This window comes from Streptomyces sp. NPDC036984 (assembly GCF_055607665.1).
The window spans coordinates 16,695-33,874 of sequence record NZ_JBVJRL010000035.1 but is presented as its reverse complement, the minus strand read 5'-3'; the positions used below and the strand labels follow the sequence as shown (position 1 = coordinate 33,874).

The following is a 17,180-nucleotide window of genomic DNA, read 5'->3' as shown; positions in this document are numbered from 1 at the left end:
CCGGAGCACCATATGACGACCCATCGGGACATCCTGTCCGCCCTCCGCTCGGGCGAGTTGAGCGTCGAGGCGGCGCGCAGCGCGCTGTCCCCGGACGCCGGTACCGTGGCCGGCGCCGCCCCGGTGAGCGCACCGCCCGCCCCGGCGGACGGTGCCGTGGACCGGCCCGCCCGGCGCGGCGAGGCGGAGCCGATCGCCGTCGTCGGCATGGCCGGGCGTTACCCCGGCGCGGGCGACCTGGACGGCTACTGGGCCAACCTGCGCGAAGGCCGGGACAGCGTCGGCGACGTACCGGCCTCGCGCTGGGACGCCGACCGGAACTACGATCCGGCACCCGGCTCCGGCGGTACCTACACCAAGGCGCTCGGCGCGCTCGACGACATCGAGTCCTTCGACCCGCTCTTCTTCGGGATCTCCCCGGCCGAGGCCGAGGGCATGGATCCGCAGCACCGCCTCTTCCTCCAGGAGGGCTACCGGGCCTTCGAGGACGCCGGCTACAGCCCCGAAGCGCTCAGCGGCACCCGGTGCGGCGTCTACCTCGGCCTCATGGGCAACGAGTACAGCCTGCTGCTCCAACGCCACCGGGTGCCGACCGTGGGCATCCTCGGCAACAGCGCGGCCGTCGCGGCGGCCCGGCTGGCCTACCTGCTGAACCTCAAGGGGCCGGCCGTCCCGGTCGACACCGCCTGCTCGTCGTCCCTGGTCGCCGCCCATCTGGCCGGCCAGGCGCTGGCCGCCGGCGAGATCGACATGGCACTGGTCGGCGGGGTCAGCCTGTACCTGATCGAGGAGACCTACGCCGGCATGTGCTCGGCCGGGATGCTCTCCCGGTCCGGCCGCAGCCGGGCGTTCGACAACGGCGCCGACGGCTTCGTCCCGGGCGAGGGCGTCGGCGCGCTCGTGCTCAAGCGGCTCTCCGACGCCGAGCGGGACGGCGACCGCATCCACGGCCTGATCGTCGCCTCCGGCATCAACCAGGACGGCGCGACCAACGGCATCACCGCGCCCAGCGTGCGCAGCCAGATCGACCTGGAGCGAGCGGTCTACCGCCGGGCCGGCATCGACCCCCGCACGATCGACTACGTGGAGGCGCACGGCACCGGCACCAAGCTCGGCGACCCCATCGAACTGGAGGCGCTGACCACCGTCTTCCGCGAGTGGACCGACGACGCCGGGTTCTGCGCGATCGGTTCGGTCAAGTCCAACATCGGGCACGCCTCGGCCGCGGCCGGTGTGGCGAGCCTGACCAAGGTCCTGCTGGGCATGCGGCACGGCGAGCTGGTGCCCTCGCTGCACTTCGAGCGGCCCAACGAGCACTTCGACTTCGCGCGTTCGCCGTTCCGCGTCGTCACCGGCAACGAGCCGTGGCGCGCCGCCGAGGGCCGGCCGCGCCGGGCGGCCGTCAGCTCCTTCGGCATCAGCGGCACCAACGCGCACCTGGTCGTCGAGGAGTACGTGCCGCGGACCGGACGGCCTGCCGGCGAGCGGCCGGCCGAAGGGCAGCCCGCGCTGGTCGTGCTGTCGGCGCGCAACCGCGAGCGGCTGACCGCCTACGCGCGCGACCTGCTCGCCCGGGTACGGGAACGGCCGGAGACCGACCTCGGCGATCTGGCGTACACGCTCCAGACCGGCCGCGCCGCCATGGCGAGCAGGCTGGCGGTCGTCGCCGACTCGACCGCGCGACTGGCCGAGCGGCTGGAGGGCTTCCTGGCGGGGTCGGCGACGCCCGGCGTGCACACCGCCGACGTCAAGGCCGGGACGAGTGAACTCGGCATCCTGGACGCGGACGACGACGCCCGCGAGCTGATCGCGACCTGGGGCCGCAAGGGCAAGCTCGACCGGCTGGCGCAGGTCTGGGTCGCCGGTGCGGGCGTCGACTGGCGGCTGCTGCACCGCACGGCACCGGTGCGCCGCACGGACGCCCCGACCTACCCGTTCGACCGGGTGCGCTGCTGGTTCACGCCGTCCGCCCCGGAGTTGGCCACCGCCGGCCCGGACGGCCGGCTGCTGCGCGGGCGCAATGTGTCCACGCTCTGGGCGCAGCGGTTCGAGGCGGAGTTCACCGGCGACGAGTTCTTCCTCGCCGGCCACCGGATCCAGGGCGAGCCGACGCTTCCCGCGGTGGCCACCGTGGAGCTGGCCCAGGCCGCCGCGCTGGAGTCGGTCGTGGGCCGGGTCGACCACACCGGACACGCCGTCCACCTCACCCAGGTGGTGTGGCTGCGGCCGGCCCAGGCGGGCGCCGGACGGCTCCGGATCCGCATCGAGCTGACACCCCGTGAGGACCAGCGCCTCGACGTCACCCTGTGCGACCCCGAGGATCCGGACATCGTCTACGGCCAGGGCGTCGCCCGGGTGCGCGAGCACGGCGGCGAGGACGCCCCCCGGCTCGACCTCGACGCCCTGCGCGCCGCCTGCGATCCGGCCGGCCTGCCCGGTGCGGACTGCTACGCGGCGTACGACGCCCTCGGCATCGTCTACGGCCCGGCCATGCGTGGCGTGTCCACCCTGTGGATCGGTGACGGCGTCGCGCTCGCCCGGCTCGACCTGGCCGAGGGCGGCTCCGCCGCGCCGTACACGGCCCACCCCGGCCTGCTCGACGCCGCCCTTCAGGCCTGCATCGGCATCGCCGACGACGGCGGTCGCGGCGGCGCCGCCCTGCCGTTCGCGGTGGAGGAGGTCGAGATCCTCGGCCCGCTGTCCGAGCACGCCTGGGCGGCCGTGCGCCGCCGCGACGGCGGAACCCGGTTCCGCACCTTCGACATCGACGTGTGCGATCCCGACGGCACGGTCCGGGTCCGGCTGCGCGGGCTGAGCCTGCGAGCCGTCGCGCAACCCGCGGCGGCCCCGGTGGACGTACAGGTGCTCGCCCCGGTCTGGACGGCCGCCGCGGCGGCGCCGGGCGCCGCCGAACCGGAGACCACGCTGGTGTTCAGCGCGCTGGACCCGGCGGCCACCGCCGGGCTCGGTGGCCGGGTGGTGGCCCTCGTCGGCGACGGGGGGACGCTCGACGAGCGGTTCCGCGCCGCGGGCGAGCGCATGCTGACGCACGTACAGAAGCTGCTCGATGAGCGGCCCTCCGGGCGCAGCCTGCTCCAGCTGGTGGTACCGAGCGGAGAGCCGGGCCTGCTCGGCGGGCTCGGCGGCCTGCTGCGCACGGTACGGCTCGAACACCCAGCGGTGCGCGTCCAGGTGATCGAGACCGCCCCGGACACCGCCGGCCTGGCGGAGCGGCTCGCCGCGGACGCCCGCACCTCCGACGAGCAGCTGCGCTACCACGCCGGCCGCCGGGAGGTCATGGACTGGCAGCCGGTACCCGACCGCAGCCAGACCCCCGCCCCGTGGACGGACGGGGTCTACCTGATCACCGGGGGAGCGGGCGGGCTCGGCGCGCTGCTCGCCGCCGAGATCGGAGCCCGGGCGCCCGGAGCACGGATCGTCCTGGTCGGCCGGTCCGCCCCCGCGGCCGCCGACGACGTCCTGCGCTCGCTGCGCGAGGCCGGGGTCACGGTGGAGTACCGCTCCGCCGACGTCGGCGACGCGGCCGCCGTACACCGCCTGGTGGACGAGGTGCTCGCCGTGCACGGCCGGCTCGACGGCGTCATCCACGCCGCGGGCGTCCACCGGGACGCCCTGGTCCGGGCCAAGACCGCCGAGCAGCTCGCCGAGGTGTTCGCCGCCAAGGTGTCCGGCGCGGTCAACCTGGACGCGGCCACCAGCGGCCTGCCGCTCGACCACTTCGTGCTGTTCTCCTCGCTGGCCGCCGTCGCCGGAAACATCGGTCAGGCGGACTACGCGGCGGCCAACGGGTTCCTCGACCGGTTCGCCGCCCACCGCACACAGCTGGTCGCCGAAGGACTGCGGCAGGGCCGTACGGTGACGGTGGACTGGCCGCTGTGGGCCGAGGGCGGCATGCAGCTCGACGACCAGGTCCTGGAGGCGCTCCACCGGCGGATGGGACTGCGGCCACTGCCCACCGAGGCCGGGATGAGCGCGCTGTACCGGGCGCTGGCCTCGGGCGAGCCGCAGGTGCTGGTGGTGGCCAAGGACGCGGAGCCGCGCAGCGAGCGGGCGCGGACCTCCGCCCCGGTCGCGGGCGCCGAAGCGCCCGCGGCGGCCACCGCGGCTCCGGCCGCCGCCACACCGGCTCCGGTGGCCGAGGCTCCGGCGGCCACCCCGGCAGCTGCCGAGCGAACCGCGGCCGAACTGCGGGCGCGCACGCTCACGGACCTCACCCACAAGGTGTCCGAGCTGCTCAAGGTCGACGTGGACGAGATCGAGAGCGACGTCCCGCTCAACGACTACGGCTTCGACTCGATCATCTTCACCACCTTCGCCGCCCGGGTGAACAGCGCGCTCGGGCTCGACCTGACCCCGCCGGTCTTCTTCGAGTACCCGACGCTCGACCGGCTGACGGATCATCTGGTCGACCACCACGCGCCGGCCCTGGCAGCCGCCTACCCGGCCCCGGCCGACGCCGCTCCGGTGCCTGTGGCCCCGGCCGACGCCCCTGCGGAGCCTGCGGCCCCGGCCCCCGGACCGGAGGCGGCCCGGCCGGCCGCCCTGCTTCCGAAGCAACGGGTCCGCCGCCCCGAGCCGGCGCCCGGCCCCGCCGCGCCGGACGGACCGGAGCCGGTGGCGATCATCGGGATGAGCTGCGAGTTCCCGATGGCCCGCAGCACGGACGAATTCTGGGACAACCTGGTGCGGGGCCGTGACTGCATCACCGAGATCCCGCTGGAGCGCTGGGACTGGCGGGAGCAGCTCGACGCCGACCCGACCGCCGCCGGAGCGCGCTGGGCGGGCACCATCGACGGAATCGCGGCCTTCGACCCGCTGTTCTTCGGCGTCTCCCCGCGCGAGGCGGAGCTGATGGACCCGCAGCAGCGGCTGCTCATGACGCACGTCTGGCAGGTGCTGGAGGAGGCCGGCTACTCGGCCCGCGCGCTGGCCGGCTCGGATCTCGGCCTCTTCGTCGGCACGGTCAGCACCTACGGGCAGCTGATCGCGCAGGCCGGCCGGGCGGCCGAGGGGTACTCCTCGGCGGGCCTCGCCGCCTCGATGGGGCCCAACCGGATGAGCTACTTCCTGGACGTCCACGGGCCCAGCGAGCCGGTGGAGACCACCTGCTCCAGCGCGCTCGTCGCGCTCCATCACGCCGTCACCGCGCTCTCCCTCGGCCACTGCTCGATGGCGGTCGCCGGCGGCATCAACACCCTCACTGATCCCGGCATGCACGTCGGCTTCGCCAAGGAGGGCATGCTCAGTCCGGACGGCCGCTGCAAGACCTTCGCAGCCTCCGCCAACGGGTACGTGCGCGGCGAGGGTGTCGGCATGCTGCTGCTCAAGCGGCTGCGCGACGCCGAGCGGGACGGCGACCACATCCACGGAGTGGTCCGGGCCACCGCCGAGAACCACGGCGGCCGCGCCCAGGCGCTCACCGCGCCCAATCCCAACGCCCAGGCGGAGTTGCTGGTCACCGCCTACGAACGGGCCGGGGTCGACCCCCGGTCGGTCGGCTACGTCGAGGCGCACGGCACCGGCACCGCCCTCGGTGACCCGATCGAGATCAACGCGCTCAAGGCGGCCTTCGGCAGGCTCTACGACCGGGTCGGCGCGCCGCCCGCCGAGCGGCCGCACATCGGTGTGGCCTCGGTGAAGAGCAACATCGGCCACCTGGAGTTCGCGGCCGGCGTCGCCGGGGTCATCAAGGTCCTGCTCCAGCTGCGGCACCGTACGCTCGTCCGCGGTCTGCACGCCGAGGAGGTCAACCCGTACATCCGGCTGGACGGCAGCCCGTTCCGGCTGATCCGGGAGAACGAGGAGTGGCCGGCGCCACGGGACGACCAGGGCCGCCCGCTCCCGCGCCTGGCCGGGGTCAGCTCGTTCGGCATCGGGGGCGTCAACGCCCATGTGGTGATCGAGGAGTACGTCCCGAGCGGACCCGCCTCCGACACCCCCGAGCCGTCCGGAACGACCCATGCGGTCGTCCTGTCGGCACGGACCGCCGAGCAACTCACGGCCCGGGCCCGCGACCTGCTCGCCCACCTCGACCGCACCCCGGACGTGGAGCTGGCCGACCTCGCCCACACGCTCCAGACCGGCCGGGACGCGATGGAACACCGGCTCGCGTTCGAGGCGGACGACCTCGCCGAGCTGACCGCCCTGCTGCGCGGCTGGCTCGACGGCGGCGCCGACGGTCCCCGCGTGCACAGCGCGCGGACCCGGCCGCACCGGGCGGAGATCAGCCGGATCACCGCGCAGGAGGGGCACCGCGAACGCGTCACGCAGTGGCTGCGGCAGCGGCGCTACGACGTCGTGCTGGACCTGTGGACCAAGGGCCTCCCGGTGGACTGGACGTCCGCGCAGGAGGGCGCGCGCCGCCGCCGGCTGAGCCTGCCGGCCTACCCGTTCGCCCGGGACCGTCACTGGGTCACCCCGGCCGAACCAGCGGTCGAGGCAGGGTCCGTGGCCGCGCCCGCGCCGCAGGCGCCCCTCGCGGCGCGCTCCCCCGAGCCGCAGGAGCCGACCGCGCCCCGCGCCTCTCAGGAGCGGAACGCCTCTCAGGACCAGGACCAGAGCACCTCTCAGGACCGGAGCACCTCTCAGGGCCAGAACCGGAACCAGGTGCAGGACGCGCCCACCGCGGACCGGGGACGACCGGTCCTGCTGCGGACCGTCTGGGAGCCGATGCCGGCACCGGCCGGCCGGCCGGAGACCGACGGCCGGGCCGTCGTGATCGGCGGATCGCCGCGCCGGCGCGAGGAGTTGCGGGCGCTGCACGGTGACCTGATCGCCCTCGACGCGGGCCCGGCCGACACCGCCGACGACCTGGCGACGCTGCTGCGCACCCACGGCCCCGTCGACCGCCTCTACTGGTACCTGCCCGAGGTGCCCGCGGACACGCCGCTCGACGACGACGTCATCACCGCCCAGGACGCCGGCGTACTGACCGGGCTGCGCCTGATCCGGGCGCTGCTCGACACCGGCCACGGCGGCCGGGCGCTCACCTGGACGGCGGTGACGACAGGCGCCCTCGGCGTGGGTGCCGGGGATCCGGTCAGCCCCACCCACGCGGGCGTCCACGGTCTCCTCGGTGTGCTGGCGAAGGAGCAACCCGCCTGGCGTATCCGGCTGGTGGACGTCGCCGCGGACTCCCGGCCGCCGGCCCGGCAGCTGCTCGCGCTGCCCGCCGACCCGAACGGCGCAAGCGTCGCCCACCGCGGCGACGGCTGGTTCCGGCCGGTGCTGCTGCCGGTCACCGGGCTGCCCGAGCGGCCGCGGGCGTACCGCGACGGCGGGGTCTACGTCGTCGTCGGCGGTGCCGGCGGCATCGGCGAGGTGTGGACCGAGTACCTGCTGCGCGGCTACGGCGCCCGGGTGGTCTGGGTCGGCCGGCGTGAGCCGGACGCCGGCATCCGGGCCAGGCTGGACCGGCTCGGCGCCCTCGGGCCCCGGCCGGAGTACCTCCGCGCCGACGCCTGCGAGCTCGCGGAGCTGCGCGAGGTCCGGGCCGAAGTCCTGCGCCGGCACGGCAGGCTGGACGGCGTGGTGCACGCCGCCGGCGTGAGCCGGGATCTGACCCTGGCGCGGATGACCGAGGAGCGGATGCGGGCCACGCTGGCCGCCAAGGTCGCGGTCAGCGTGCGGATCGGGCAGGTCTTCGGCGCGGACGAGCTGGACTTCCTGCTGTACTTCTCGTCCTTCGCCACCACGGCACGGCTGGCCGGCGACGGCGGGTACAGCGCGGCCAGCGTCTTCGAGGACGCCGCCGCACAGTGGCTCGCCGCACGCGCCAAGGCCCCCGTCAAGGTGATCGACTGGGGCTACTGGGGAGCCGTCGGCCTGGGCGACAACGACAGCACCCGCGCGGTCATGGAGCGGATGGGGCAGAGCCCGATCCGCGCGACCGAGGCCATGGACGCCCTGGAACGCCTGCTCGCCGGGCCGTTGGACCATGTGACGCTGCTGAAGACCACCTTCGAGTGGCCGATGGGCGACACCGTCGCCGTGCAGCCGGCCGGCGGAGCCGTGCCGCTGCTCGGGCGGCTGGCCGCGTCCGTCCGGCCCGGGAGCCGTCCCGCGGGCCCGCGGCGGGACCAGGTCAGCCACATCCTCCGCGAGCTCGCCTCGGCCATCCTCGGAGTCGAGCCGGGCGCCGTGGACGGCGACACCGACCTCGGCGAATGGGGCTTCGACCAGGTCGCGTTCACGCAGCTCGCGGACCGGCTCGGGCAGGACCACGGGATCACCGTGTCCCCGGCCCTCTTCGGCGAGGCAGGCACGCTCAGCCAGATCGCGGACCGCCTGCTGGAGGCGGTGCCCGGCAGATGAGCGACCCCCACGACGCCCCTGGCGTGGACGCCGGCAGCCGGCGTCCCGAACCGTCCCCGCACAGAATCGAGTTGAAGGACCCCATGACGACGCCCAACGGCTCCCCCACCGTCGGCAACGTTCCGTTGCCCGTGATCACCGAGGCCGACCTGGCCGCCCTGCCCACCGGACGGCTGCTCGCCCACTCCATGACCCTGATCATCCGCCAGATCGGGATGTCTCCGCTGACCGAGAGGCACGAGGTGGTGCGTGGTCTCGACGACGTCCGGGCCGCCCTGTTCGGCTTCTGGGTGCTGCACTACCATGGCTCGAACGCGATCACCGGCTTCTGCCAGGAGATGCCGCATCGAGTCGTGGACGCGGATTTCTTCGCGCTGCTGAACCAGAGTCTGGAACGGCTCGGCGACGACGACCTGCTCGCGTTGGTCCGCGACTGGCAGAGCGAACTCGCCCGTGCCACCGCGCTGCTGGAACAGCAGGAGGGGGAGCAGGGGAAGGCGGCGCAGGGTTGGGACTGGGAGCGGACGGGCCGTCTGCTCGCCCTGCTCGACGAGGAGACCATGCGCGGCCTGGACGCGCGGTACCGCGCGATCGAACCCGCCTCGCTGGACCGGGTCTCCGGTTACATCCGTGAGCACGCCGAAGCCGTGTTCACCGTCGTCAAGTGACGCACCGATCCCGGGCGACGGCCGGGCATGTGACGCATGCCGGCCGCCGCTCACAACGCCGTCGGCTCAAGGAGGGCACGTGGAGGCAGTAGTGCAAGGCGATTCCGCCGTAGAAGTGACAGACCTGGTGAAGTCCTATCCCAAGGCGGAGGGCAACGCCGTCGACGGGGTCTCCTTCACCATCAGGCGGGGTGAGATATTCGGTCTGCTCGGGCCCAACGGCGCGGGCAAGACGACCATCGTCGGTGTCCTCACCACCGCCGTGCAGCCGTCCTCGGGTACGGTCCGGATCGCCGGTGTCGACATCGCCGACTCGCTGCGGGTCAAGCCGCGGATCGCGGTGCTGCCGCAGATCAACAACCTCGACCGCAGCCTGAAGGCCCGTGAGGTGCTGACCTATCACGCGGCCTACCACGGCGTGCCGAAGGCCGAGCGCGAGGCGCGCGCCGACCGGCTGCTCACCGAACTGGGGCTGGCCGACCGGGCGCAGGAGAAGGTGCCGCGGTACTCCGGCGGTATGGCCCAGCGCCTGATGCTGGCCCGGGCCCTGATGCACGACCCGGAGGTGCTCTTCCTCGACGAGCCCACCAACAACCTCGACCCGCAGTCGCGACACTTCCTGTGGGACCGCATCCGCGAGCTCAACGAGCGCGGCGTGACGATCGTCCTCACCACCCACGACATGAACGAGGCCGAGCAGCTCTGTGACCGCGTCGCCGTGGTCGACCACGGCAAGGTCCTGGTCCTGGACACCCCGGACGAGCTGAAGAAGATCATCCCGGGTGGCGGTCTGCTGGAGCTGCACGCGGCCCTGCCCGAAGGCGCCGCTCCCGCCGCCACCGATGCCGCGGAAGACGCCGGTGACGGTGCCCTGGCCGAGGGGCCGGCCGCCGACCTGCTGAGCAGCCTGCGCACCCTCGGCGCCAAGCAGGTCGAGCCGCTCGCGGCGGACGGCGACGGCGACTCGGGCATCGCCCGGTTCCGGCTGTTCTCCGACGACGCCGGCGCGCTCGTCCCCGCCGTCATCCAGGCCGTCGCCGAGGAGGGCGCCCAGGTCCGCGACCTGCGGCTGTCGTCCCCGAGCCTCGAAGACGTCTTCATCCACCTGACCGGAAGGAACCTCCGCCCGTGACCGCCGCCGTCACCACGACGAACCGCCCGCCGCAGGCGGGCACAACCAAGCTCGCGATGACCGCGTTCTGGGCGATCCTGCGCCGGGACATCCTGGTCACGGCACGCGGCTTCGTCGCGTTCCTCATCCAGGCGTTCATGCAACCGCTGCTGTACCTCTACGTCTTCGGCGTCGTGCTGCCCGAGATCGGCATCGCGACCCCGGGTTACGGCGGCCTGCTGCTGCCGGGCATCGTCACGCTGACGGTGTTCCTCGCCGCGGTCCAGGGCATCATGCTCCCGCTCTCGCTCGACCTCGGCTTCACGCGCGAGATCGACGACCGGCTCCTCGCCCCGACCCCGGTCGGCGCGATCGTGCTGGAGAAGGTCATCTTTGCCACGCTGCGCGGGCTGATCAGCGCGGCGATCCTTTTCCCGCTGGCGTACTGGATCCTCGGCGACGAGTATCTGGTGCAGTCGGGATCGATCCCGCTGATGATCGGCCTCATCGTGCTCACCGCGATCCTCGGTGCCGCTGTGGGTCTGGTCTTCGGCACGGTCGTGCCGTCGGAGCACATCGCCCTGGCCTTCGCCGCGCTGTTCACGCCGATGCTCTTCACCGGGTGCCTCCAGTACCCCTGGGCGTCCCTGGACTCCCTGCCGGTCTTCCGGGTCGTCACGTTGTTCAACCCGCTGACGTACTCGGCCGAGGGGCTGCGCTACGCGATGGTGCCGCTCGGCGAGAACGGCGCCCACACGCCGTCGCTCGCCATCGGATGGGTGCTGGTCGGTCTGATCGGCTTTGCCGGGCTCTTTTTCACGCTCGGCCTGCGCACCTTCAAGAGCCGCGCGATCCGCTGACGCGGCCGGGAACACCACGACAGCTGACAGCTATTCAGGGAGACACAAGCAATGGCACGCATCGTCTATTTCACTATTCAGGCGGATGACGTCCTCCGGGCCGCCGACTTCTACCGGAACGTTTTCGGCTGGCACATCGAGAAGTGGGGCGGTGAGTGGGGTGGCAGCGACGAGTTCTACCTCATCGAGACCGGCACGGAAGACGAACCCGCCCTGCCCGGCACGCTGATGAAGCGCCCTGCCAAGGTCGACAGCCAGCTGCTGAACGCCTTCATGTGCGGTATCGAGTCCAGCGCCATCGACGACGACATGGCCGCCGTGGTCGCCAACGGCGGCTCCCTGGTGTCGCCCAAGGTCACGATCCCGGGTGTGGGCTGGGTCGCCTACTGCCGTGACACCGAGGACAACTTCATCGAACTCCGGCAGATGGACCCCGAGGCCGCCTGACCGGAGCGGGGACGGCCGTGGCTCCCGGGCGGATTGAGCCCGCGGCGGCCCGGCCGTCCTCACCTTGCGCAATTTCCCGAGCGCGTTCAGTGACCGACGCGTTCACGCCTGAAATGCGAAGTGGCCGGAAGTGGCTCCCCTGCTGGACTACGTATATGCTGAGTGGCGGGTCGTTCAACGGCCTTTCACCGGGGGATTTTGACGGGGGTTCAGGTCGGCGACGCCTTGGGGGGCGTCGCGCTCATACAACGTCACGGGGGATGACGGGCGTTCGTCACACCCTTCTTTTGCTTCAGCGTCGCCGAATTCTCAGAGATGTTCCGTCCGGGACGGGGCATGGACGGCGGGGCGTCACCAGCTGACTTGGGGGTGTTGGCAGGATGTCCGTTTTTCCGAAATCGTTGCCGGACGAGGCGGACCGGCCGCTTGTGCGGCTGCTGGCCGCGCGCCTGTCCACACTGCGCCTCCCCGAGGACGAGACCGGTGCGGTCGACCCGACGGCCGTCCGCGACTGGCTGGCCGGAAGCCGGCAGTTGGTCGCCGACGCCGGCCTGACGTCGGATCAAGTCGACGATTTCGAGCGGATCTTGGCCCGGACAACGGCCGACGACCGCTACGCGGCCGAGCTGCCCCGGCTGTCCGCGGCCGTTGCCGTACTCCGCGCCCTGCCGGACCTCCTGACCGGCCGGCTCACCGTCGCCGACGTACTCCCCGAGTACACCGCGCGCCCGACGGTCACCCCGTCGCCGCACACCGCCGCCGTGGTGGCCGACATGGTCGAGGCTTATGTTGACGCGCGGGCCGAGCTGCCCGGGCCGCAGGGCGTCCGCGTCCTGGAGCTCGCGCCGGCGCCCGGCACGCCCGAACTGCGTGACCGGCTCGCGCGGCACCGTCACACGGTCGAGTACGTCGTAGCGGAGCCGGACCGCCTCACCGCGCAGCAGCCCGGTGGCTACGACGTCGTCGTGGCCCGCGGGGTGCTCGGCGCCGTGCCCGACGTACGGGAGGCCCTGCGTGCGGTCAAGAGCGCCCTGAAGCGGCACGGCCTGCTGGTCCTCGACGAACCGGCCCGTCCTGCCGTGTTCGAGCACCTGGTCCACGGGCTGCCGCCCGGCCGTCCGCGCCCGGACCTGGCCCGGTGGCGCGCCCTGCTGGCCACCGAGGGCTTCCCGGGCGTCTACCTGCCCACCGGCCCGGCGACGGACACCGACCGGCACGTCATCGTGGCCGAGAGCGACGGCCTGGTCCGCCGCGCCACCCGGCCGGAAGGCCGTCCGACAGACTCCACCCCGGCCAAGTCCACCCCGGCCAAGTCCGCTCCGGCCAAGTCCGCTCCGGCCAAGTCCGTCCCGGCCAAGTCCGCCCCGGCGGCGACGCTCGCCGCTCCTCGCGTGGACTCCGCGTCCGCGCTCGAACCGCACGTGCGGGACACCGTCATCGCCGCCCTCGGCAGCGCGCTCGGTCTGCGCCCCGAACACGTCGAGCTGGACATGCCGTTCGCCGACTTCGGTATCAACTCCCTGACCGGCGTGGAACTTCTGCACCGGATCAACCAGCAGCTCGGCACCACGCTCGACTCGACCGTGCTCTTCGACCACAGCTCCGTCGAGAAGCTGACGGCGCACATCGTGGCCGACGCGGCCGAGACGGTCACCGCGACACCGGCCCCGCCCCGGCCCGCCCCGGCCGAGCCCTCGACGGCCCCCGCGGCCCCGGCGGCCGCAGCCCCGTCCGCGCCCCCGGCAGCCGCCGCCGCGGCCGTACGCGACGAGGCGCCCCGGCCGCCCGGCGTGCCCACTGCCGCCCCGGCCGGAGGGATCGCCGTGATCGGCATCAGCGGGCGCTTCCCCCGCTCCGCAGATGTGGACGCTCTGTGGGAGCACCTCCTCGCGGGCGAGTGCCTCGTCGACGAGGTGACCCGCTGGGACCTCACCGACTTCTACTCCCGCTTCCCCGAGTCCCCGCACGGCTACACGACCCGCGCCGGCCTGCTCGACGACATCGACCTCTTCGACCCCCATTTCTTCGGCATCTCCGGCCTCGAGGCCACGTACATGGATCCGCAGCAGCGGCTGTTCCTGGAGGAGTGCTGGACGGCCCTGGAGGACGCGGGTCACGCCGGGCGGGGTGTCGAAGGCCGGGCCTGCGGCGTCTACGCGGGCTTCAACGGCGGCGACTACCAGATGCTGTGCGGTGTCAACCCGCCCGCCCAGGCCATGTGGGGAAACGCGCCGTCGGCGCTCTCCGCCCGCATCTCGTACCTGCTCGACCTGCAAGGGCCGGCGCTGACCGTCGACACCGCCTGCTCCAGTTCGCTGGTCGCCATCCAGCTGGCCTGCCAGAGCCTCAGCACCGGCGAGACCGACATGGCCCTCGCCGGCGGCGTGTACGTCACCTCCACGCCCGGGTTCCTGCTCGGTGCCAGCCAGGCGGGCATGCTGTCCCCGGACGGACGCTGCTACTCCTTCGACCACCGTGCCAACGGCTTCGCCCCGGGCGAGGGCGTCGGCGTCGTGGTGCTCAAGCGGTACGAGGACGCCCTCGCCGACGGTGACCATGTCTACGGCGTGATCCGCGGCTGGGGCACCAACCAGGACGGCGCCACCAACGGCATCACCGCCCCCAGCGCCCGCTCGCAGGAACAACTGGAACGCCAGGTCTACGACCGGTTCGGCATCGACCCGGCGCGCATCGGGATGGTGGAGGCGCACGGCAGCGCCACGCCGCTCGGCGACCCCATCGAATTCCAGGCGCTCACCCGGGCGTTCGGCGCCTACACCGACCGCACGTCGTACTGCGCGATCGGCTCGATCAAGAGCAACATCGGGCACACCACCTCCGCCGCCGGTGTGGCCGGTGTGCTCCGTGTGCTGCTGGCCCTGCGGCACGAAACGATCCCGCCCTCGGTGAACTTCGAGCGCGCCAACCAGGCGATCGACCTCGACGACAGCCCCTTCTACCTCAACACCCGGCCCGTGCCGTGGACGGCGCCCGAGCAGGGTCCGCGCACCGCCGCGGTCAGCTCGTTCGGGCTGAGCGGCACCAACGCGCACCTGGTCATCGAGGAGGCTTCCCCCACGACCCGGGCGCGGCCGGCCCGCCCGGTGCACCTCGTGGTGCTCTCCGCGCAGAGCGCCGTGCAGGTCCGCCTCCAGGCCGAGCGGCTGCTCGCCGCGTGCACCACCCGCCCCGGCCTGGAGCTCGCCGACATCGCGTTCACCCTGCTGACCGGCCGGCGCCACCACCGGCACCGGCTCGCCTGTGTCGTCCGGGACGCCGCCGAGCTCGCCGAGGTGCTGCGCGCATGGCTCGACCAGGGCCGGCACCCGGCCGCCCACGTATCCGACGCCACTCCGCGGGACCGCCGCGACCAGCGGCCCGCGCTGCGCCGGGTCGGCGAGCAGAGCCTGCGCACGGCGGCGACGGGCGCCGAGGCGGCCGAGGTCACCGAGCACCTCCAGGTGGTCGCCGACCTGTACGCCCAGGGCTACGACCTGGACTACGAGGTGCTGTTCCGCGGGGGCGGCTACCGCCGGGTCCCCCTGCCCACCTACCCGTTCGCGCGCGAGCGCTATTGGGTCCCCGAGCCCCGTGAGGGCGCCCCGGTGGCCGGCCCCGCGCTGCCCGCCCGCCCCGAGCCGATGGCGGTGCCCCCGGCGCCGGCCCGGGCGGAGGTGACCGAGGCCGCCGTCGCCGAATCGGTCGTGACCTGGCTCTCCGGCATCCTCGCGGTGCCCGCCGAGCGCATCGAGACCGGTGAGTCGCTGATCCGGTACGGCTTCGACTCCATCAACGCCGTCGCCCTGCGCACGGCGATCCTCCAGAACTACGGCGTGGACCTGGCGAGCCGGGCCGTCTTCGAGAGCGGGTCGGTCGAGGACCTGGCCGCACTCGTCGTCGCGGAACACCGCGCCGCCTCCGAGCGGCCCGCACAGCCCGAACCGCCGGCCGCGCCGGACGCGCCGGACGACGCGGCCGTGTTTCCGCTGTCCGCGGCGCAGCAGGTGCTCTGGTCCCTGGAGCGGCTGGCACCGGGGAACTCCGCCTACCACCTGCCGCACGCCTTCCGGGTCCGCGGCGAGGTCCGGCCGGACGCCCTGGAGGCGGCGCTGCACCGGCTCGTCCAGCGGCATCCCGCGCTGCGCACCACGGTCGACGTGGCGGGCCACACACCGGTCCAGACCGTTCGTCCCACCGCCCCGGTGTCGTGCACCGTCGAGCAGATCGGGCCGCGCACCGACGACGAGCTGCTGAGCCTGGTGACCGAGCGGGGCCGGGTACCCTTCGACCTCGCCGAGGGGCCGCTGCTGCGGGTCCACCTGCTCTCGCTCGCACCGGACGACCACGTCCTCGTGGTCACCCTGCACCACATCGTCTTCGACGGCACGTCGCTGCTGGTCCTGCTGCGCGAACTGGCCGCGCTCTACGCCGGCGAGGTCCGCGGCGAACCTGTGGCGCTGCCGCAACCGGACGGCTCCTACGCACAGTTCGTGGACTGGCAGCGCCGCTTCCTGGCGGACGACCGGGGCGTCGCCGCCCGCACGTACTGGCGCGACCGGCTGGCCGGCGCACCCGCCGAACTCGGGCTGCCGCTCGACCGGCCGCGCACCGAGGCGGCGCGCTTCCAGGGCGCGGTCCTCGAACGGCGCCTGCCCGCCGAGCTCACCGACCGGGTCCGCGACCTCGGCGCCGACCTGGGCGCCTCCCCGTTCGTGGTGATGTTCAGCGCCTACACCGCCCTGCTGCACCAGTGGACCGGGCGCCCGGACCTGCTGGTCGGCACCCCGCTGCACGGCCGGCCCGAGCCCCGCTTCCAGGACACCATCGGATACTTCGTGAACCAGGTGCCGATCCGCACCTCGGTCGCGGGGACGGACCCCTTCTCCGAGCTGGTGGCCCGGGTCCGGACGGAGGTGTACGAGGCCTTCGAGCACGGCGACTACCCGGTCTCCGAACTCGGCCGCGACGGCGGCACGGTGCAGTCCTCGTTCGTCTTCCAGAACTGGCTCAAGCTGCCCGCCGCAGCGGCACCGGACGCTGCCGCGCTCGCCCTGGAACCGATGCTCGGCGTGCACCAGGCCGGCATGTTCGACCTGACGCTGGAGGTCGTACAGACCGACGGTGTCTACACGCTGCTGCTGCTCCACAACCCGGCGCTGTTCGACGAGGACACGATCGCGTCCGTCGCGGACCGCTACGCACGCCTGCTCGCCGCCGTCTGCGAGGACCCCGGCCTGCCGGTGGGCCGAGCCGGTGCGGCCGCCGAGCAGTCGGCCGCGGAGCCGCCAGTGGCCGAGCCGTCGGTCGTCGAGCCGGTGGGGGAGCCGTCAGCAGCCGAGCCGGTGGCCGTGGAGCCGTCGGCCGTCGAGCCGGTGGCCGTGGAGCCGGTGCCTGCCGCGGGCGGGGCCCCGCTCGCCGAGGCCGCGGTCCGGGACGTGGTCGAGAGCGCCTACCGGGAGCTGCTCGGTGTCGCGGACCTCGACCCGCACGACAACTTCTTCGACCTGGGGGGCCACTCCGTCCTGCTGGTCCAGCTCTCGCTGCGCCTGCGCGAGGCCCTGGGCCGAGAGGTGCCGAGCGTCGCCCTCTTCCAGCACCCGACCGTGCACTCCCTCACCCGGCACCTCGCCGCGGCCGCCACCGGCCCGTCGTACGAGCGCAGCCGGCGCAAGGGCCGGGCACGGCGGGCAGCCATCGCCCGGCTGGCGGCACCCGCGTGAGCTGCCCCGCCCACCACCTTCACGACCGCCAGGACCGACA

7 protein-coding genes and 1 pseudogene are annotated in these 17,180 nt (G+C 73.5%); 7 read left to right on the top strand and 1 reads right to left on the bottom strand.

Annotation, left to right across the window (positions count from 1 at the left end):
- Nucleotides 1–12: 12 nt before the first annotated feature.
- From ACZ7DL_RS36985 to ACZ7DL_RS36960, 6 genes and pseudogenes are all read left to right on the top strand, one after another.
- Nucleotides 13–8,334 carry an SDR family NAD(P)-dependent oxidoreductase gene (locus ACZ7DL_RS36985; RefSeq protein ID WP_470781167.1) on the top strand — a complete coding sequence of 2,774 codons (8,322 nt, stop codon included), beginning with the start codon at nt 13–15 and terminating at the stop codon, nt 8,332–8,334.
- 83 nt (nt 8,335–8,417) lie between these two features.
- Complete coding sequence (locus ACZ7DL_RS36980) at nt 8,418–9,002, top strand: hypothetical protein (protein ID WP_470781166.1); 585 nt, start codon at nt 8,418–8,420, stop codon at nt 9,000–9,002.
- 79 nt (nt 9,003–9,081) lie between these two features.
- Nucleotides 9,082–10,134, top strand: coding sequence for an ABC transporter ATP-binding protein (locus ACZ7DL_RS36975; RefSeq protein ID WP_470781164.1), 1,053 nt, complete (start codon nt 9,082–9,084; stop codon nt 10,132–10,134).
- The gene (locus tag ACZ7DL_RS36970) at nt 10,131–10,973 is read left to right on the top strand and encodes an ABC transporter permease (RefSeq protein ID WP_470781162.1); all 843 of its coding nucleotides are present in this window, start codon (nt 10,131–10,133) and stop codon (nt 10,971–10,973) included. Before ACZ7DL_RS36975 ends, ACZ7DL_RS36970 begins: the two co-directional genes overlap by 4 nt.
- Before the next feature lie 51 nt (nt 10,974–11,024).
- Nucleotides 11,025–11,420, top strand: a complete 396-nt coding sequence (locus ACZ7DL_RS36965) for a VOC family protein (protein ID WP_470781160.1) — start codon at nt 11,025–11,027, stop codon at nt 11,418–11,420.
- A gap of 380 nt (nt 11,421–11,800) precedes the next feature.
- Nucleotides 11,801–12,487 (top strand): annotated as a pseudogene (locus tag ACZ7DL_RS36960) (methyltransferase); the annotation flags it as partial.
- A gap of 110 nt (nt 12,488–12,597) precedes the next feature.
- On the opposite strand, the gene ACZ7DL_RS36955 reads toward ACZ7DL_RS36960, so the two are convergent.
- Complete coding sequence (locus ACZ7DL_RS36955; RefSeq protein WP_470781176.1) at nt 12,598–12,858, bottom strand: pentapeptide repeat-containing protein; 261 nt, start codon at nt 12,856–12,858, stop codon at nt 12,598–12,600.
- Between ACZ7DL_RS36955 and ACZ7DL_RS36950 the strand changes: the two genes are divergently transcribed.
- Nucleotides 12,812–17,140, top strand: coding sequence for a type I polyketide synthase (locus ACZ7DL_RS36950; RefSeq protein ID WP_470781174.1), 4,329 nt, complete (start codon nt 12,812–12,814; stop codon nt 17,138–17,140). The genes ACZ7DL_RS36955 and ACZ7DL_RS36950 overlap by 47 nt on opposite strands.
- Nucleotides 17,141–17,180: the final 40 nt, after the last annotated feature.

What these genes read in the sequence shown, in the direction of transcription:
- ACZ7DL_RS36965 (WP_470781160.1), top strand. Translation starts at nt 11,025, where the DNA reads ATGGCACGCATCGTCTATTTCACTATTCAGGCGGATGACGTCCTCCGG.
- ACZ7DL_RS36980 (WP_470781166.1), top strand. Translation starts at nt 8,418, where the DNA reads ATGACGACGCCCAACGGCTCCCCCACCGTCGGCAACGTTCCGTTGCCC.
- ACZ7DL_RS36955 (WP_470781176.1), bottom strand. Translation starts at nt 12,858, where the DNA reads ATGACGGTGTCCCGCACGTGCGGTTCGAGCGCGGACGCGGAGTCCACG.
- ACZ7DL_RS36985 (WP_470781167.1), top strand. Translation starts at nt 13, where the DNA reads ATGACGACCCATCGGGACATCCTGTCCGCCCTCCGCTCGGGCGAGTTG.